This window comes from Solimonas variicoloris DSM 15731, from assembly GCF_000382285.1.
In the GTDB taxonomy this organism is placed as follows: Bacteria; Pseudomonadota; Gammaproteobacteria; order Nevskiales; family Nevskiaceae; genus Solimonas; species Solimonas variicoloris.
The window spans coordinates 24,501-41,933 of sequence record NZ_KB907933.1; the positions used below are offsets into that span (position 1 = coordinate 24,501).

The following is a 17,433-nucleotide window of genomic DNA, read 5'->3' on the forward strand; positions in this document are numbered from 1 at the left end:
CGATGCTCCGATCCGGCTTCAGCCGGCGACCTGTTCCGGCTTCCAGTCGCTTTCGAGCAGCTTCGGCGTCGGCACGTTCGGCCGCAGCTCGATGAACTCGATGGCGACGCCCGGCGGCAGCTCGAAGCAGTTGGCGATCGCCTCGCCGACCACGTCCGGCTGTACCGCGCCGTCGAACTGCGGACCCTTCTCGAGCCAGGCCGCCATCGCTTCCGGCAGCGCCGCCGGATCGAAGTTGGCGACGCTGCCGGTCGCCACCGCGCCGGGGCTGAACAGCGTGACCATGATGCCGTCGCGCTTGACCTCGCCGCGCAGCTCGCGCGTGAACTGGTCGAGCGCCGCCTTGGCCGCCGAGTACAGCGCCATGTGCGCGAACTCGTTGTCGTGGCGCACGCTGGCCGACGACAGATTGACAATGCGGCCGCCGCCGGCCGCGCGCAGCGGCGCGATCGCCAGCTGGCAGGCGAACACGGCGCTGAGGAAATTGAGGTCGACGAGCTTGCGCACCTCGTCCTCCGGCATCTGCTCGATGCGGCGCGCGAACTGGAAGCCGACGTTGTTGACCAGACCGTCGAGCCGGCCCCAGCGCGCGACGACGGCGGCGAAGGCGCCGGCCAGCGCGGCGCGGTCGCTGACGTCGACGGCGAGCGCCAGCGCGCGGTCCGGATCGAAGCCGGCCAGCGCTTCCTGCAACGCCGCCTCACCGCGCGCGAGCAGCGCGACGCGGGCGCCGCGCGCGGCGAGCGCGCGGGCGGTCGCCAGGCCGATGCCCTTGGACGCGCCGGTGACGACGATGACCTGGTCCTGCACGCGCGATGCGTTCATGTCTTCGTTCTCCGTGGCGCGCGTCAGGCGCGCATCAGCTGGCCGCCGTCGACGTTCATGACCAGACCGGTGACCCAGTCGGCGTCGTCGGACAGCAGGAACAGCAGCGCCTTGAGCAGATCGTCCGGCGTGCCGAGCCGGCCGAGCGGCATCTGCGCCACCATCGCGTCGAGATACGGCTGCGGCACCTTGTCGCGCAGCGCCTGCGTGTCGGTCGGCCCGGGCGCGATGGCGTTGACGCGTATGCCCTTGTGCCCGAGCTCGCGCGCCAGCACGCAGGTGATGCCGTTCACCGCGAGCTTGGTGATCGAGTAGTAGTCGATGTTCATCCAGGCCGCGGTCGAGGACTGGTTGACGATCGCCGCGCCGCGTTTCAGATACGGCGCGACGGCGCGCGTCATCACCACCGCGCCGAGCATGTTCACGGCGATCACCTTGTTCAGGTAGCCGAGATCGACGCTCATCAGCGGGTTGAACTCCAGCGAGCCGAACAGCGCGGCGTTGTTGACCAGATAGTCGATGCCACCGAACGCGTCGACCGCCTGCCGCGCGAGGGCCTGCGCCGAGGCCTCGCTGGACACGTCGACGGCGGCGAACAGCGCCTTGCCGCCGGCCTGGCCGATCGCCTCAGCGACGCGCCGGCCCTGCGCCGCGTTGATGTCGGCGACGACGACCGCGCAGCCGAGCCCGGCCAGGCCGCGCGCATAGCCCTCGCCGATGCCCTGGCCGGCGCCGGTGACGATGACCACCTTGTCCTTGAAGTCCATGCGTCGCGTTTCCTCGTTGCGGTATCCGTCGTGTCGTCTTGTCAGAAGGCTGCGGCTGGCTCAGCCGGCGTTGCCGTCGGCAGGCAAGCCGACTTCGAGGCCGTCCATCGCGGCGCTGATCGCGATCTGGCAGCCAAGCCGGCTGTTCGACCGGCGCAGCGCCAGACCGTCGAGGATCTGCCGCTCGCCGTCGGCCGGCGGCGGCAGACGCTCGATCCACTCCGCCGGCAGGTAGCAGTGGCAGGTCGCGCAGGAGCAGATGCCGCCGCACATGCCGACGACGCCCGGCACCATGTTCAGCGTCGCGCCTTCCATCAGGTTCATCTGTGGATCGACGTCGACCGTGTGGCGCGTGCCGTCGTGCTCGATATAGGTGATCGCAACCATCGCTTCGTCTCTCTCCGATGCCTGTGTGCGCTGCGGCCGAAACTCAGGCCGGCACCGCCACGGTCTTGATCTGCAGGTATTCCTCGAAGCCCTGCACGCCCATCTCGCGGCCGATGCCGCTCTGCTTGTAGCCGCCGAACGGCGCGTCGGGCGCGAAGAAGTTCGCGCCGTTGACGTTCAGCGTGCCGGTGCGGATGCGCCGCGCCAGCCGCAGCGCGCGCCCGGCATCGGCGGAGACGATCGCGCCCGACAGGCCGTAGATCGAGTCGTTGGCGATGCGCACCGCGTCGTCGTCGTCGTCATAGGGGATCGCCACCAGCACCGGGCCGAAGATTTCCTCCTGCGCGATGCGCATGTCGTTGCGCACGTCGGCGAACAGCGTCGGCTCGACCCAGTAGCCGCGCGTCAGGCCGGCCGGCACGCCGCCGCCGCAGACCAGGCGCGCGCCCTCGCGCCGGCCGGTCTCGATGTAGTCGAGCACGCGGCGCCGCTGCCGCTCGCTGACCAGCGGCCCCATGATCTGCTGCGGCGCGTACTGGTCGCCCGGCCGCACGTACGCGAACATCGCCTTGAGCGTTTCGATGCCTTCTTCGTAGCGCGACTTCGGCAGCAGAATGCGCGTCGGCAGCGCGCAACCCTGGCCAGCGTGGTAGCAGACGCCGAGCCCGGACAGCAGCGCCGTCGAAAAATCGGCGTCGTCGAGAATGATGTTCGCCGACTTGCCGCCGAGTTCGAGGAAGACTTTCTTCACGGTTTCGGCGGCGGCGGCCATGATGCGGCGGCCGGTCGGCGTCGAGCCGGTGAACGAGATCATGTCGATGCGCGGATCGCGGCACAGCTTCTCGCCGATCGCGGCCGGATCGGACGAGGTCAGCACGTTGAACACGCCGGCCGGGATGTCGGTCTGCTCGGCGACGAGCTTGCCGAGCAGCGTCGCCGTCCACGGCGTCTCGGGCGCCGACTTGAGCACCACCGTGCAGCCGGCGGCCAGCGCCGGCACGACCTTCGCCATGTTGATCTGGAACGGGAAGTTCCACGGCGAGATCGCGGCGACCACGCCGGCCGGCTCGCGCCAGACGAGGCGCCGGCTCGGCACGCCCATGTTGGCGGTGACCGGCAGCTCGCTGTCCCAGGCGTAGCGCGCCATCAGCTCGATCACGTAATCGAGGATGCCGATCGGGCCGTCGCCCTGCGGGCCGTTCTCGGTGATCGCCATCGGCGCGCCGGTTTCGGCGACGACCTGCGCGCGCAGCGCGGGCGCGCTGGCGCGCAGCGCGTCGCGCAGCTGCATCAGACAGCGCCGGCGCAGCGCGCGGTCGGCGGCCCAGACGCCGGCGTCGAAGGCGCGGCGCGCGGCGGCGATCGCCAGCTCGGCATCGTCGAGCCCGGCGTCGGCGACCTCGCCGATCACGGCCTCGGTGGCCGGATCGACGTTGGCGTAACGCCTGCCGGAGCGCGCCGCGACGAGGCGGCCGTCGATCAGCAGGCGCGCTTCGCCGGCGGTGGCGGACGCCGCGGCCGGCGCGGCGGTGGGGTCCAGGTTCATGGCGGGAACTCCGGAGGCGGTGGACGGATCAGGCGGCGCGCGGCCGCAGCAGGTGCAGGCGCAGCATCAGCAGGCCGAAGATGACCAGCCACAGGCCGTTGAAGATCACCACCGGCACGATCTGCGCGCCGGTCTGGCGATACGTCAGCAGCTCCCAGATCAGATAGAAGCCGATCGCGTACGTCATCATCCCGGCCATGAAGGTCGCGAGGCCGCGATACCAGCGGCGATCCTGACGTCCGGCGGCGAAGACGATCAGCGACAGCACGTAGAACCACGAGAAGAAGAACATGTCGAGCTCGTTGACGAGGCGCAGCCACAGCGGCGCGTCGACGTAGATCGGCTCGACCTGCACGTAGCCGAGCCAGGCGCGGCCGATCCAGCTCGCGCCGCAAGGCCCATCGATGCCGAGCTTCAGGCCGTCCCAGCCGCAGCCGAACACGAACAGCGGCGCGTAGACCAGCGACATGAAGCTGGTGAACAGGAACAGCATGATCAGCAGTCGGTCCAGCCAGCGTGACATGCGGCGCTTCTCCCTGTTCCTGTAAACCCCAATGAAGGCCCGTCATTGCGAGCGCAGCGAAGCCATCCAGTCCGCAGCCAGATCCGGCACGTCGCCTGCGGCGCCTCGCGATGACGTCGGCCGAAGATTCACGCCGACGCCGATACGCATTCATCCCCCGTTTGGAGGACGAGTTGCAAACCATGCGCTTGCAATGTTTTGTGCGACATCCGGCGGCCACGCGGCCACCGTGCAGACGGAGACGAAGATGGAAGGCAATCGGCATGGCGGCGATCTGAACTACGCCGCGGATACCCTGAAGCAGTCGTCGGCCTCGACCGTGCAGCGCAACCTGCAGACCATCCCGCGCCTCGCCGACGGCGCGCCGCGCTATGCGCGCGGCTGGCACATGGTCGGCTGGAGCGACGAGTTCCCGCAGGGCCAGGTGGTGCCGCGCGACTACTTCGGCATGCGCCTGGCGTTCTATCGCGGCGACGACGGCCGGGTTCGCTGCCTCGATGCGTTCTGTCCGCATCTCGGCGCCGATCTGTCGGCCGGCAAGGTCATCGGCAACGCGCTGCAGTGCCCGTTCCACAACTGGCAGTACGACGGCGGCGGCCAGTGCGTGAAGATTCCGTACTGCGACAAGATCCCGGGCCGGGCGAAGACGCGCGCGTTCGAAACGCGCGAGATGAACGACACGGTGCTGATCTGGTTCGATCCCGAACTCGGCCCGCCGGACTACGAGATCCCGCCGCTCGCCGATTACTCGCCGGCCGATGCAGTCGATTCGAAAGGCTGGACGCGCGGCTGGCGGCGCTTCCGCATCACCATCAAGACGCATCCGCGCGAGGTGATCGAGAACACCGTCGACAAAGGCCATCTGCTGCCGATCCACGGCTACGATGTCGACCGCTGGCTGCCGATCTGGAACGGCCACATGACCGGCGAGCTGATGTGGGGCACGCACACGCGTCTGGCCGCCGACGTCCGGGACGACAAGCTCTACGTGCGCTCTGTGACCTACGGCCCCGCGTACCAGTACACCTGGCAGACGCAGGACTCGCGGCTGTTCGACTCGGCGATCCTCACCGCCTGGTGCCCGGTCGACGAGAACACGCTGGAATACTGGTTCGGCGTCATCGTCAAAGCCAACGCCGCCGAGTTTCCGCCGGAAGCGCTCGAAACCGCGGCGCAGGGCTACTGCGAGGCCTCGTACGACGCCTTCATGGAAGACGTCTACATCTGGGAGCGCAAGCTCTACCGTCCGGAGCCGACGCTGTGCGCGAACGACGGGCCGATCGCCAAGCTGCGGCGCTGGTACGCGCAGTTCTACACCGACCGCAAGGATCTGCCGGCACCGTTTCGCAACAACAACCACCACTGGACCGTGCACGACCTGCGCGACCGCCGCGCCGAGGTCGTCGCCGCCCAGGACGAGGCGCTGGCCTGACCCTGCGAAAGGACGAAGCCGATGGCGAAGTGGGAGTGCACGATCTGCGGCGATGTCTACGACGAAGCCGCAGGAGACCCGGAGCGCGGGATCGCGCCCGGCACGCGCTGGGAAGACGTGCCGGAGGACTGGGTCTGCCCGGATTGCGGCGCGGCCAAGGACAGCTTCGAACGGATCGCCTAGGGAAGGTCTGCAGAACGCCGTCATCGCGAGGCTGCGCCGGCCGCGGCGATCCAGACGCATCGCTTGCGCAGGGCATTGCTGGATGGCTTCGTCGCCTGCGGCGCCTCGCCAAGACGGAGCAGGGCTTATTCAGACCTTCCCCGGGGAAGGTCTGCAGAACGCCGTCATCGCGAGGCCGCGCAGCGGCCGTGGCGATCCAGGGACGCCACCGGCGTCGTGCGCGGCTGGATGGCTTCGTCGCCTGCGGCGCCTCGCCATGACGATGGATCTTTTCAGTGCTTCCCGAGTGCCGTGCGCGCAGTGGCGCGCCTGCGCCGATCCCGTGGTACGCGGCCGCGCCGGCAGGCCCGAGCCGATCCTTCAGAACCCTCATCGCCGGAGCGCGCATGAACGACCCCTCCCCTGCCCCTGACGCGCCGCGCCGTGCCTTCCTGCGCCGCCTGGCGCTGGCTTCGGCCGGCGCGGCGGCCGGCGCCGCGAGCTTCGATCTCGCCGCCGCCGCGCCGGTGCCGCGCCGCGAAACGCGGCACTGGGACGCGAGCACCGACGTGCTCGTGGTCGGCTCCGGCGCCGGCGGCATCGCCGCGGCGATCGACGCGCGCCGCGCCGGCGCCGAGGTGCTGGTGCTCGAAAAGTTCCAGGTACCCGGCGGCTCGTCGAGCATTTCCGGCGGCGTCTGTTACCTCGGCGGCGGCACCGCGCTGCAGAAGGCGCTCGGCTTCGAGGACAGCGTCGAGGCGATGCACGACTACATCATCGCCGCCAGCGGCCTGCACGCCTCGCCGGAAAAAGTGCAGCGCTACTGCGAGGGCAGCGTCGAGCATTTCGACTGGCTGGTCGGCAACGGCGTGGTCTACGCGCAGAAGTTCTCCGACGAAAAGGAGATCTCGATTCCGGACGGCTCGCTGTACTACTCGGGCAGCGAGCGCGTCTGGCCGTTCCGCGAGCGCATCCGCCCGGCGCCGCGCGGCCACGTGCCGCCGTCGCCGCACCTGATCGGCGGCCGCGATCTGATGCACGCGCTGCTCGACGCCGCGCAGCGCGCCGGCGCGCAGCTGCGCACGCGCCATTCTGCCGAGCGCCTGATCGTCGAAGCCGACGGCAGCATCGCCGGCGCGATGGTCGTCGACGAGCGCGTGCCGGGCAGCCCGAAGACGCTGGCGATCCGCGCGCGCCGCGGCGTGGTGCTCGCCGCCGGCGGCTTCATCCACAACCGCGAGATGGTGCAGCGCTTCGCGCCCGAGCTGTACGCGTGTTCCGCGCCGTGGGGGCGCGGCGGCGACCTCGGCATCGGCATCCTGATGGGCATGGCGGTCGGCGGCGCCGTACAGCGCATGCATCACGGCTTCGTCGTCATTCCGATCTACCCGCCCGAGGACATCGTCAAGGGCATCATCGTCAACGCGCGCGGCCAGCGCTTCGTGCCGGAGGACGGCTACTACGGCCTGCTCGGCCACGAGATCGCCTTCCACCAGGACGGCCGCGCCTGGCTGATCGCCGACGATGCGATCGCCTACAAGTGGGACGACTTCCGCCTGCCGGTCGCGGCCACCGCGCCGAGCATCGCCGAGCTCGAAACGCGCCTCGACATGCCTCCGGGCGCGCTGGTGCAGAGCGTCGACTACTACAACGCACACGCGCGCGACGGCGCGGACCCGCTGCTGCACAAGGCGGCGAAGTTCGTCGCGCCGCTGGGCCGCGCGCCGTACACCGCCTACGACCTCTCGGTGCAGAACGTGTTCGCGCCGGTGCATACCTTCGGCGGCCTGCAGACCGACGTCGACGCGCGCGTCATCGGCGCCTTCGGCGATCCGATTCCCGGCCTCTACGCCGCCGGCCGCACGGCGGCGAGCATCCCGGTCGCCCCGTACATCGGCAGCGGCATCTCGGTCGGCGACGCCAGCTTCTTCGGCCGCCGCGCCGGCCGCCACGCCGCACAGCGCAAGGCCTGAAGCCCATGAACCATCCGCTCGTGAAAACGCTCCTGCTCGCCGCCACGCTCGGCGCCGCGCTGCCGGCCACGGCCGCCTCCGCCGGCGCGCCGGATGACGGCGCCGTCGCCGGCGACGCGGCGCGCGGCCGCAAGGTCTTCTTCCAGTGCCGCACCTGCCACTATCCGGAGAAGGCCTACGGCAACCACAACGGCCCGAACCTCTACGCCATCTTCGGCCGCAAAGCCGGCACGCGCGAAGGCTATGCGTACTACTCGGAGACGATGAAGAACGCCGGCTTCGTGTGGACGCCGCAGCTGCTCGACTTCTGGCTCGCCAACCCGAAGACCTTCCTGCCCGACAGCACGATGGTCGTCTTCGCGACCACGCCGCAGGAGCGCGCCGACCTCATCGCCTATCTGCAGCAGTTCCACGATTAAGGAAGCTCTGAATCCATCCGTCATCGCGAGGTAGCGCAGGCCGCGGCGATCCGGATACTGCGCCGGCGCAGGGCGCTGCTGGATGGCTTCGTCGCCCGCGGCGCCTCGCGATGACGGCATAGGGACTTGCTCAGACCTGCCCTGGCCGCCGCGCTCACGGCAGCGCGTAGAAGTGCCGCAGCAGCAGATGCGCCGGCAGGTACAGCAGCAGCGGAAAGCCGATGAGCGCGATCAGCAGCCAGGCCCAGGCCGGCATCCAGCGCTGCGGCGCGTCGTCGGAAAGGCCGTAGACGTAGTTGATGTTGATCGGCGCCAGGCCGCGCCGCGTCGACGGTGGCGACGGCGTTGGCATGAAGAAATAGCAGACCAGCACCAGCACGGTGGCGATCGCGGTCCAGACCGGCAGCGCGCGCGGATCGTAGCCGGTGCGCGTCAGCAGCCACAGCAGCAGCAGCGGCAGCCAGCCGTGGAACAGCGACAGGCCACGCAGGAAACGCGAGCGCTGGCGGTCGAACATGTAGTCGGTCATCCCGCTCAGGCGTCCGCCGGCCAGGCGCACCGCGAAATCGAGCAGCCAGAACATCTGCGGCAGCAGGATGCCGACCGTCGGGATCGACAGCAGCAGCGCGTTCTCCGTCCACACGCCGGCCAGCGTGAACAGCAGCGCGACGTCGCAGAAATAGAGGAAGTTGGTCGGCCCGTAGCGGCGCAGGTAGACCGGCAGCAGCACCGCCATGAAGGCGGTGTAGCCGAGCTTGAGCAGCAACGGGATCGGCGCGTGCGCGGCGAGGTCCATGGGCGTTCGAAAGGAGCGAGGCCGGCCGACCATAGCAAGCCGCGCCGGCGCGCGGCCACCGGACGGGCGCCGGGCAGCGGCCGCGCGGGCAACGCGGCGCAACGCGCCGACCTGTCTCAGTCGCGGTCCGGCGCGCCGAGCGGAAAGTACGAGCGGTAAGGCCGCGCCTCATCGACGCAGCGCGCGAACGACGGCCGTGCCAGCAGGCGCCGGCGATAGGCGATCACGTTGGCGAACTTCGAATCGATCGCGTGCGTCCAGTCGGCGTAAAACAGCGACGGCGCCGCCGCGCAGTCGGCGAGGCTGAAGGTCTCGCCCGCCGCCCAGGTGCGCTTCGCCATCACGCCGTCGAGCCAGGCGTACGAGGTTTCGAGCATCCGCCGCGCCTCGTCGACGCCGTACGGATCGCGATGGGCCTCGGGGCGCAGCGCGTTGTAGACGACGCGCCCCTGCGGCGTCATGACGTAGTTGTCGAAGAAGCGATCCATCATCCGCACGTCGAGCGCCGCCTGCGGGTCGTCCGGGATCAGCGGCACCGGTCCCGGATGAAAGCGCTGCAGGTGCTCGATGATGATCGTCGATTCGAGCACCGCCCGGCCGTCGTCGACCAGCAGCGGAAAGCGCTTGATCGGCCACAGCGCCGCCAGTTCGGCGTCGATGGCCGGCGTGCCGACCTGGCGGTATTCGAACGGCGTGCCGTTCTCGTAAAGGGCGATCAGCGCCTTGTGGCAGTACGACGAGAACGGGTGTGCGTAAAGTTGGAGGGACATCGGCATTCCTTTCCTCAGCCAGCGTAGGCGCGGCGCAGCGCCGCGAGATCGAGCTTCTGCATCGGCATCAGCGCCGCCATCACGCGCTCGGCCGCGGCCGGCGTGCCGGTAATCCATTTCAGCAACTCGGCCGGCACCACCTGCCAGGACACGCCGTAGCGATCCTTCAGCCAGCCGCACTGCCCCGCGCTGCCGCCATGCGCCGCCAGCGCCTGCCAATAGCGGTCGATCTCGTCCTGCGAGACACATTCGATCTGGAACGAGATCGCTTCATTGAAATGGAACTGCGGGCCGCCGTCGAGCGCGGTGAAATGCTGGCCGTCGAGTTCGAATTCGACCGTCAGCACCGAGCCGGGCGCGTGGCCGTGAATCTCGCGGCCGGCCTCGGTGTAATACGACGTCGCAGTAACACGCGAGTTCGGGAAGATGCCGGTATAGAAGCTCGCGGCAGCCTCGGCCTGCCCGTCGAACCACAGGCAAGGGGCAATGCGGCATTTCACGCTCATCCTGGTCTCTCCTGACCCCGGCTGACCGGCCGGTACGGGCATGACCATGCGCCACGCCCTGATACGTCGAACGAGCCGGGCCGAAATCGACATCAGGGCTGCGGCATGGGCGTCGATCAGGTCAAAGGCAGCGTCGGCAATGAAAAGTGCGGCCTGGGCAAAGTGCCCGTCGGGCCGTTGGCTCAAGGGCTGCTCGGCGCCAGAATCGGCCGGCAGCGTTTCGGCAGCTAACGGCTGCAGCCGCACCAAAGTAGTCTTCGGAGGATTACGAAAGGTTGGCAGACTCAGTGCTCACAAATCCGTGTAGCCCACGTCACCGGAGGTCTCGATAGCAGAGATTCTCGTACGGCACATTGAGAAGTAGGGCGTGAATGGGCTTGTGCTTGGAGCCTGCACGCCATCACACCATGTCATGGATCGAAAAGGTCCACGTCTGGGTTGCTGGCCTGTCGACATTAATACGGAATGTGTGGCGTGTTGTCTTAAACAGATCGGGAGCAGGCTCTCAGCAGTTTGAATGCCAAACGCACTTAACTGGATCTGAGGTTACGACTTTCGGATTTTGTTTCGAAGATCGATCATGAACTGCCTTTCCTTTTTGTTGAAGGCGTTGCGCCTAACCTCACACCCCTTCATGACCGTCTCAAGTTCATTGAGATCATTCTCGAAGTGTAGGGGGCTAGGCATTTCATACTGTCCGGCGATCGGGCTGTCATGGCCCGCGATTACCTCGCTGGCCTTGCCGTAGACCGACACGATTTTGCGCCACTCGTCGATTTCAAAGCCAGCAATGGCGCCAACCTGGATGACCCGAACCTCGTCACTGAATGGATGAACGGTGTCGTTCAATACGACTTCACGAATGGCCCGCTCGATCATGCCGCGCATGTGCGCGTAAGCATCGCGCATAGCCTTCTTGTCATCATTGTTGGGATAGGGATTTTGGGTCGCCTTCATGAGCGCAGAGGTGGCCTTCAACTCCCTCATCTGATCGCCGTATGGCTTGCTCTCCCAAGCCAGTCCATCGAGGAGAGCGCCCGGGCTTCCCCCTTGCCATTCCACTGTCTGGATCTTTGCTGCGGCCTGCTGCTCGGCGATTTCTCCCAAGAGGGTAGTCAGGAAGACGGCGTCGTGCGTGAAGATCACCACAGGGCGCGTACTGGACAGATGGACCAGATGCTGGGCCATTTTTCGTCGGTGTAAGTGATCCAGTGAGGTGGACGGATCATCGAAAACAATGGTGGATTTATCCCCACGAAGCTTGGCTTCTGCCAGGAAGAAGGCGAGGGCGACGGCCCGCTGCTCACCTTCCGAGAGCACTTCATGTGTGCCGCGACCACAGCCCTCCAAGGCTAGGCCATACACATTCCGACCACCCTTGGTCTGGCTAGTGAGCACGGGCTTCACCCGGTGGCGGTAGCCCAAGGCTTCTAGCTCATCATTGAATGCCTTCGCCAGCGCGTCCGTGGCGTGAATTCTCGACAGGTTCGTTATTTTTGTGGAGATGGACCTAGTGTTTAGTGCGTCGCGTGCTGCTTCCAGTGCGCTTCGGCGTTTGGCCGCGCTGATGTAGGTCCGCAGAGCTGGCAAATGCGCGCTTAGGTCGCGTCGCGATGTGAGCTCGGCCAGCTGGCTCGCGAGATTGTCGTGCTCCTTTTGATCTTTGGCCTTGCGGAGCTGGTCCGCGCGTTGGCGGAGGGATGCGGCCTTCGCAGAGAACCGCACTGACAACGAGTCGCCGTCGGGTAAGGGCGGGCGCGGATCGGTCCAGTGGGACAGCATGTAAGATTGGGCCATCCATTCACGGCGTGCCACCCACGCCGCTTGATGAGCACTGACTGCTTCAGCGAGGCCTTCGTCACTTTGCTTGATTTCAGCCAAAGTGGGCGCGTCTACTGGGGCAAGGTTGGCGTCGTCGATCTTTTTGCGCGCCTCTGTGACAGCCCTACGGGCGCTCTCCAAGTTCTGTGCGGCATCGGCAGCCACGAACTTTCTAAAGCGGATCATGCGCGCTTGTGCGTCCTCTCCAAGAGATTGCTGGCAAAGGACGCACTGATCATTCGGGCCGCTGGCCGGGTGGTCCTCATGCTCGGAGTAGGCTTTGAGCGAAAATGCTTGGGCGGCCTTGAACAAGGCCTTCCATTCTTCTCCGCCGGTTTCAGGGAGCAGACCACCCGCGTGACCGTCGAGGGCGCCATCACCACGAAGAAGGCCTTGGGCGAGACGATCGGCGTCGATGGCAGCGTCTTCGGCAAGGGCGAAGCCGGCGAACTTGTCCATGGCGGCGTCGGAGACGAAACGCTCGGCAATGGTTGCAAAGTTCTTAAGGAGGTCAATCCGTCGGGCTAGAAGCTCGTGCTTGATCGCTTCAGGTTCGACGTCCAAGCCCTTAATGGCCGCCGACAGTTCCTTGATCTCCTCGGTTTCTTGCGGGGTTAGCTTCGCCAAAGCTTCGAAGGCCGCAATGTCGGTATTCGGGCCCAGTTTGGCCATGATTTTTCCGACAGAGTGGGCGCCTTGCAGAGCGGCGAATTGGTCGCTTCGGAGATGGATAGCGCCGATCTCGCGATTGAGCTGCTCCTGGATCACTTGCTGGGCAGTTGCCAGCGCAGACAAGGCATGGAGTCCGTATGGAACAAAAATCGACGGGCCGTCTTTGCTGATGTAGTCCTGAGCGCAGTGGCTGTCATAAACCGACACCATGGCCAAGTCAGCGTTGCTGGCGTTACCTTCGACCCAGATTGTCTTGTGGTTCTTGCCTCCGGATGCGTAGGCGAAAGTCGCTTCGGGCTGGGCGGGCATCCCCTTGGTAAAGGCATTTGCCAGAACCGGGGTTGAGTGCCGGGCCCGGCAGGCCCGCTTCATTACCCGGGCGTAGCCGGACTTGCCTGCGCCGTTCTCGCCAAAGATCACGGTGATCCCATTATCGGCTATATCAAGCCGGCGGCCGTTAGGGAAGCCGTTCACGTTGTTTAGGCCCGAGAGGCCCTGAAGAATCGTGGACGTGCCTGATCCCATCGTGGGGATATGGGCCTTGGTCAGCAGCTCCGGCTTGAGGGCGTCAGCAACCCCTGCGACCATGGCCCTGATCTCGACCAGGTCCTCTTCGGTGAGCTGGCCATTGGCCGCAAAGATGCGCCGAAGGGCGTCGCGCTGCCAGTCAGGAAGGTCATTCGACCAAGCAAGGATGTCGTCTAGAAGGGCCATGGCGTTGAACGTGAAGGCGAGTTTTTTCAGTAGTGCTGTTCATCGGCTCTCCGGCGCATGATTGAGACTTTTACCCTCGTCCCCGGCTACGGGAGGGCTATGGCTGCCGGCCGGCGTCCCCTGATTCTGACTAGCACGACCGCTTAGCGTCCAATCGTCGCACCCCCGACATTAGTGATCGTCCGCTTCTGGTCTATCTACGCAGTTCGCCCCCAAATCCCGAAGGACCGCTTCGGGCTGAGAGCTGTCGATGGGCAGCGTCTCACCAACGCGTCCCGCCGAGCTTCCTCCCATCCTCAGGCAATCGGCCCGACGACCCAGGTAAACAGATCGAGCAGCAGCAGCACGATCATGCTGACCGCCGAGGCCTCGATCACCGTGCGGCCGATCGTCCATGGCTGGGCGGCGTCCTCGTCTAGGCGGTAGACGTTGGGGAAGCTGACGATGAAGTACAGCGCGTAGCAGACGGAGCCGAGCGAGAGCATGCGCGGGATGTCGACGTACCAGACGTTGGCGCGTGAGAGGTCCGAGACGCCGACGTAGAAATACGTCTCCGCCCAGGCGAAGAAGTACGCGGCCACCGCGACCGTCAGCGCCCACAGCAGCGCGCGCAGCCAGGCCGAGGCGGCGAGCGTCATCGTGCGCACGCGGCGCATCAGCACGACGGCGATGCTGTGGTAGACGATGAAGAACGCGATGGCGTTGAAGTACATGCCGACCGGCACCTTGCGGTAGCTCGCCAGCGCGGTCGCCTCGTCCGGGCCGAGCAGCGCCGAATCGAAGTACCAGCTCACCTTCGGGAATTGGTAGCGGATGCCGAGCACGTCGAAGAAATACTCGGTATGGAAGTACGTCGCGAAGAAGACGTACACGAACATGTAGACGTTGTACTTGAACCAGTAACTGCGCTGCCACGGTACGCCGCTGTGGCGGCGCAGCCAGGCCGGCAGCAGCACGCAGAACGGCAGCCACATCGCCAGGTTCTGCATCAGGTGCCAGAAGTTGCCGACGTCGAGCAGGCCGGAGGCGAGGATCGCGTAGTTGTAGACGCAGAACACCGGCACGAAGGCGAGAAAGAACTTCTCGCCCCAGGCCTTGTCCGGATTCTTCGAGAACCAGTAGCCCGCCAACGCCATCGCTGCGCCTCCCCGTCCGGTCACGCACCGGCGCCGCCATGCTCGCGGCGCGGCGGCCGGCGCAGCGGCCCTCATTTGGGGGAGACTTCGCGCGGCGCGGGCTCCGCTATGCGGCCTTCAGCTCGGTGACGATGCGGAACAGCTGCGAGCCGCGCGGGTAGCCGACGTACTGCGTCAGGAACATCGCCAGCGCGTCGAGCTGGTCGGCGCGCAGCTCGCCGCGCTTGAGCGCCGCGCGCAGCTGGATCTGCAGCGTGACCGGATCGCCGAGCGCGGTGATCGCGCCGATCAGCAGCAGGCGGCGGTCGCGGATGCTCAGCGTCTCGTCGGCCCACAACGTGCCGAACAGCGTCTCCAGCATGAAGTCGACGAACGGTCCGGCCGCACCTGCCGGCACCTGCACGTCGCCGGCGTAGACCTCCTCGAACAGCTCGACGCCGCGCGCCCGATCGTATTTGTTCACGTCGCTCTCCGGTTGCGCGGCGGATCGTAGGCGGGCGCCCGGCGGCGCGTCAAAAAACAATTCGATCATTATGTTTGTGCCGGACGCTCTACCCAGTTTGAGGGAGGATGCGGCGGCCGCGGCGGACCTAAGTTCGGCCGGTCGCCAAGAAGAGAACACGGGGGAGAGCCGATGGGAACTCGCGACGGGCATCGCTGCGGCCGCGGCCGCATGGCGATCGCGGCGGCTTTGCTGGCCGCCGGCGCACCGGCGGCGCATGCGGATTCGTACGAGGCGTACGGCGTCGAGATCGAAACCCAGCTCTCCGCCACCTACTCGGCGGCATGGCGCCTGCACGATCCGGACCGCCGGCTCATCGACGCGCCCGGCGCGGCGACGATCCCGGTGCCGGACTACTTCAAGGTGCCGGAATCGGCGAACTACGACGACGGCAATCGCAACTTCGCCAAGGGCGCGACGATCAACAACCGTCTGACGCTGCTCGGCGAGCTGATGCTGCGCAAGGACGATTACGGCTTCCAGCTGCGCGGCGATGCGTTCTATGACGACGTCTACCGCCGCCGCAACGACAACGATTCGCCGGAGACGATCAGCAAGACCGACGGCGCCTACAACGAGTTCAGCCGCGACGCGCGCTACTACGACGGCGCCCGCGCGCGCCTGCTCGACGCCTACGCCTTCGGCTCCTGGTATCTGAGCGACACCACGGTGCTCAATCTGCGCGTCGGCCAGCACGTCGCCGCCTGGGGCGAGAGCCTGTTCTTCGACGGCATCGCCCTCTCGCAGGGGCCGGCCGACGCCACCAAGGCCAACCTGCCCGGTGTCGACGTCAAGAGCCTGCTGCTGCCGGTCAACCAGGTCTCGATGCAGCTCGCGCTCAACGAGGACTGGACCGTGCTCGGCCAGTACAAGCTGGACTTCAAGCCGACCGAGCTCAACCCGGTCGGCGAGTATTTTTCGGTGACGGATGTGGTCGGCCCCGGCGCGGCATTCATCTACGGGCTGGAGAATCCGCTGTACCTGCCGAACTATTCCGACTTCAACCTGCTCTCCGACGACGCCGTCGAACTCGTCAATCTCGCGCTGTCCGCGCTGGCGCCGAACGCGCCGACCGGCACCGTCACGCAGGCGCTCGGCCGCATCCTCAACGCGCTCGATCCGATCCTCCCCGACGTGCCGCTGCCGGTCGGCCAGATCAGCCAGCCGGGCACGCCGCGCTACATCAACGTGCAGCGCCTCAAGGACACGCGGCCGAGCTGGGGCGGCCAGTACGGCATCGGCCTCAAGTACCAGCTCACGCCGGTCACCAACATCGGCCTGTACTGGCTGCGCTACCACAGCACCACGCCGGCGCCGGTGCAGAACTACGGCTATGCGCCGCTGATCGGCGGCGTCGGCAGCGTGCCGCCGGTGCTGACCACGCAGATCCTCAACCTCGAGGTGCCGGTCACCTACAGCGTTCACTACTTCGACGGCATCCATCTCGCCGGCCTCAGCTTCTCGACCACGCTCGGCGGCGTCAACGTCGCCGGCGAAGCGCTCTATCGCGACGGCGCCGACGTGCTCGTCGATGTCGACGGCGGCCTGCTCGGCCCGGTGCCGACGCCGGTGCGCTCGAAGATCTGGCAGGGCCTGCTGTCCGGCCTGTACTCGTTCGGTCCCGGTCTGTTCTGGGATTCGCTGTCGCTGGTCGGCGAGACCGGCTTCATTCACGTCGCCGACAACGATGCGGGTTGCGGGCCGACCAGCTGCACCAGGGATCTCACCTACTCGCGCGACGCCGCGGGCCTGTCGACGCTGGCGATCATCGACCGCAAGAACGTCATCTCCGGCTGGGATCTCTCGGTGCCGGTCAGCTACGCGATGATGATCGCCGGCCAGAGCTCGCTGCTGTCCGGCTTCGGCGCGCTGATGGGGCCGCACGACAAGCGCTTCGGTATCGGCGCCTACATGACCTATCTGCAGCAGTTCACCGTCGGCGTGCAGTACAGCGGCTTCTTCGGCAAGCCCGACCTGCGCGCCAACCCGTACGCGGATCGCGACAACATCGGCATCACGCTGAAGTACAACTTCTGAGAACGGGTGCAGCGCGCGTGCCGCCGCGATCTGCGGCGCGCGATCAAGGGCGGCGCGGGAAGCGCACGCGCAGCGTCGGCACCGCGAATGCGCCGCTACGCGGCGCGCGCGGCGACATGCGCGTGGTCGCTATTGCGGGCTCGCGTCGGAGGGTTGGATCGCCTCATCGGTGATGCGCGCATGCGCGTCGGTCACGTGGACGCCGTGCGCCGCCAGATCGCGCAGGCAATCGTTCACGTCGACGCCGGGCATCGCCTCGCCCTGCCGCATCTCGACGCTCTTGAATGCGGTCCATGGCGCATACCGGGCGGGAAGATTCACCCCCGACGCTTGCGCGGTGAAGCCGAACACACGACCGGGACCTCTGAAAATGTGAACTTGCATATCCGCACCCGTTGTTTGGAACATCAAGTCTGACCCCGGCATCGCTCGGCAAATTCCACCG

General features: G+C 66.8%; 17 protein-coding genes. 5 read left to right on the forward strand and 12 right to left on the reverse strand.

Going from position 1 to position 17,433, the window contains the following annotated elements; translation table 11 throughout:
- Positions 1-18 precede the first annotated feature (18 nt).
- From H149_RS20715 to H149_RS0111545, 5 genes are read right to left on the reverse strand one after another with little or no spacing between them, the layout of a single operon-like run.
- Positions 19-825: an SDR family oxidoreductase gene (locus H149_RS20715; RefSeq protein WP_020649911.1), complete on the reverse strand. Its 807-nt coding sequence runs from the start codon at positions 823-825 to the stop codon at positions 19-21.
- Between the two features lie 23 nt (positions 826-848).
- Positions 849-1,592, reverse strand: a complete 744-nt coding sequence (locus H149_RS0111530) for an SDR family oxidoreductase (protein WP_020649912.1) — start codon at positions 1,590-1,592, stop codon at positions 849-851.
- A 60-nt stretch (positions 1,593-1,652) separates the two neighbouring features.
- Positions 1,653-1,979: a 2Fe-2S iron-sulfur cluster-binding protein gene (locus H149_RS0111535; RefSeq protein ID WP_020649913.1), complete on the reverse strand. Its 327-nt coding sequence runs from the start codon at positions 1,977-1,979 to the stop codon at positions 1,653-1,655.
- Between the two features lie 43 nt (positions 1,980-2,022).
- Positions 2,023-3,525, reverse strand: a complete 1,503-nt coding sequence (locus H149_RS0111540) for an aldehyde dehydrogenase family protein (protein ID WP_020649914.1) — start codon at positions 3,523-3,525, stop codon at positions 2,023-2,025.
- A 28-nt stretch (positions 3,526-3,553) separates the two neighbouring features.
- Complete coding sequence (locus H149_RS0111545; protein ID WP_020649915.1) at positions 3,554-4,048, reverse strand: hypothetical protein; 495 nt, start codon at positions 4,046-4,048, stop codon at positions 3,554-3,556.
- A 247-nt stretch (positions 4,049-4,295) separates the two neighbouring features.
- On the opposite strand from H149_RS0111545, the gene H149_RS0111550 reads away from it, so the two are divergent.
- The 4 genes from H149_RS0111550 to H149_RS20720 all read left to right on the forward strand — a co-directional run bounded on the left by H149_RS0111550 (position 4,296) and on the right by H149_RS20720 (position 8,034).
- Positions 4,296-5,480 (forward strand): 3-ketosteroid-9-alpha-monooxygenase, oxygenase component, encoded by a 1,185-nt coding sequence (locus H149_RS0111550; RefSeq protein WP_169518341.1) that lies wholly within the window; start codon positions 4,296-4,298, stop codon positions 5,478-5,480.
- Positions 5,481-5,501: 21 nt separating this feature from the next.
- A complete protein-coding gene (locus tag H149_RS0111555; RefSeq protein ID WP_020649917.1) occupies positions 5,502-5,663 on the forward strand; it encodes a rubredoxin in 162 nt (53 codons plus the stop codon).
- 386 nt (positions 5,664-6,049) lie between these two features.
- Positions 6,050-7,615, forward strand: coding sequence for an FAD-dependent oxidoreductase (locus H149_RS0111560; RefSeq protein ID WP_020649918.1), 1,566 nt, complete (start codon positions 6,050-6,052; stop codon positions 7,613-7,615).
- A gap of 5 nt (positions 7,616-7,620) precedes the next feature.
- Complete coding sequence (locus H149_RS20720) at positions 7,621-8,034, forward strand: c-type cytochrome (protein ID WP_020649919.1); 414 nt, start codon at positions 7,621-7,623, stop codon at positions 8,032-8,034.
- 154 nt (positions 8,035-8,188) lie between these two features.
- Here H149_RS20720 and H149_RS0111570 read toward each other — a convergent pair whose 3' ends face one another.
- From H149_RS0111570 to H149_RS23620, 6 genes are all read right to left on the reverse strand, one after another.
- Positions 8,189-8,830, reverse strand: coding sequence for a hypothetical protein (locus H149_RS0111570; protein WP_020649920.1), 642 nt, complete (start codon positions 8,828-8,830; stop codon positions 8,189-8,191).
- 116 nt (positions 8,831-8,946) lie between these two features.
- Entirely contained in the window at positions 8,947-9,600 is a 654-nt protein-coding gene (locus H149_RS0111575; RefSeq protein ID WP_026353100.1) for a glutathione S-transferase family protein, read from the reverse strand.
- 14 nt (positions 9,601-9,614) lie between these two features.
- On the reverse strand, positions 9,615-10,106 hold the full coding sequence (locus H149_RS0111580; RefSeq protein ID WP_020649922.1) for a VOC family protein: 492 nt from the start codon (positions 10,104-10,106) through the stop codon (positions 9,615-9,617).
- Between the two features lie 546 nt (positions 10,107-10,652).
- Positions 10,653-13,313, reverse strand: a complete 2,661-nt coding sequence (locus H149_RS0111590; RefSeq protein WP_020649924.1) for an AAA family ATPase — start codon at positions 13,311-13,313, stop codon at positions 10,653-10,655.
- A gap of 296 nt (positions 13,314-13,609) precedes the next feature.
- Positions 13,610-14,449 (reverse strand): hypothetical protein, encoded by an 840-nt coding sequence (locus H149_RS0111595; protein ID WP_020649925.1) that lies wholly within the window; start codon positions 14,447-14,449, stop codon positions 13,610-13,612.
- Between the two features lie 106 nt (positions 14,450-14,555).
- Entirely contained in the window at positions 14,556-14,912 is a 357-nt protein-coding gene (locus H149_RS23620; RefSeq protein ID WP_020649926.1) for a carboxymuconolactone decarboxylase family protein, read from the reverse strand.
- Positions 14,913-15,083: 171 nt separating this feature from the next.
- Between H149_RS23620 and H149_RS22195 the strand changes: the two genes are divergently transcribed.
- Entirely contained in the window at positions 15,084-16,988 is a 1,905-nt protein-coding gene (locus H149_RS22195; protein ID WP_083930941.1) for a DUF1302 domain-containing protein, read from the forward strand.
- A 129-nt stretch (positions 16,989-17,117) separates the two neighbouring features.
- Here H149_RS22195 and H149_RS23200 read toward each other — a convergent pair whose 3' ends face one another.
- Positions 17,118-17,339 (reverse strand): hypothetical protein, encoded by a 222-nt coding sequence (locus H149_RS23200; RefSeq protein ID WP_154654762.1) that lies wholly within the window; start codon positions 17,337-17,339, stop codon positions 17,118-17,120.
- Between the last annotated feature and the right edge of the window lie 94 nt (positions 17,340-17,433).

Coding starts and splice junctions, on each gene's coding strand:
- H149_RS0111545 (WP_020649915.1), bottom strand. CDS start 4,048: ATGTCACGCTGGCTGGACCGACTGCTGATCATGCTGTTCCTGTTCACC.
- H149_RS0111570 (WP_020649920.1), bottom strand. CDS start 8,830: ATGGACCTCGCCGCGCACGCGCCGATCCCGTTGCTGCTCAAGCTCGGC.
- H149_RS0111540 (WP_020649914.1), bottom strand. CDS start 3,525: ATGAACCTGGACCCCACCGCCGCGCCGGCCGCGGCGTCCGCCACCGCC.
- H149_RS0111550 (WP_169518341.1), top strand. CDS start 4,296: ATGGAAGGCAATCGGCATGGCGGCGATCTGAACTACGCCGCGGATACC.
- H149_RS0111575 (WP_026353100.1), bottom strand. CDS start 9,600: ATGTCCCTCCAACTTTACGCACACCCGTTCTCGTCGTACTGCCACAAG.
- H149_RS0111530 (WP_020649912.1), bottom strand. CDS start 1,592: ATGGACTTCAAGGACAAGGTGGTCATCGTCACCGGCGCCGGCCAGGGC.
- H149_RS22195 (WP_083930941.1), top strand. CDS start 15,084: ATGGGAACTCGCGACGGGCATCGCTGCGGCCGCGGCCGCATGGCGATC.
- H149_RS0111555 (WP_020649917.1), top strand. CDS start 5,502: ATGGCGAAGTGGGAGTGCACGATCTGCGGCGATGTCTACGACGAAGCC.
- H149_RS20715 (WP_020649911.1), bottom strand. CDS start 825: ATGAACGCATCGCGCGTGCAGGACCAGGTCATCGTCGTCACCGGCGCG.
- H149_RS0111535 (WP_020649913.1), bottom strand. CDS start 1,979: ATGGTTGCGATCACCTATATCGAGCACGACGGCACGCGCCACACGGTC.
- H149_RS0111560 (WP_020649918.1), top strand. CDS start 6,050: ATGAACGACCCCTCCCCTGCCCCTGACGCGCCGCGCCGTGCCTTCCTG.
- H149_RS0111595 (WP_020649925.1), bottom strand. CDS start 14,449: ATGGCGTTGGCGGGCTACTGGTTCTCGAAGAATCCGGACAAGGCCTGG.
- H149_RS0111580 (WP_020649922.1), bottom strand. CDS start 10,106: ATGAGCGTGAAATGCCGCATTGCCCCTTGCCTGTGGTTCGACGGGCAG.
- H149_RS0111590 (WP_020649924.1), bottom strand. CDS start 13,313: ATGGCCCTTCTAGACGACATCCTTGCTTGGTCGAATGACCTTCCTGAC.
- H149_RS20720 (WP_020649919.1), top strand. CDS start 7,621: ATGAACCATCCGCTCGTGAAAACGCTCCTGCTCGCCGCCACGCTCGGC.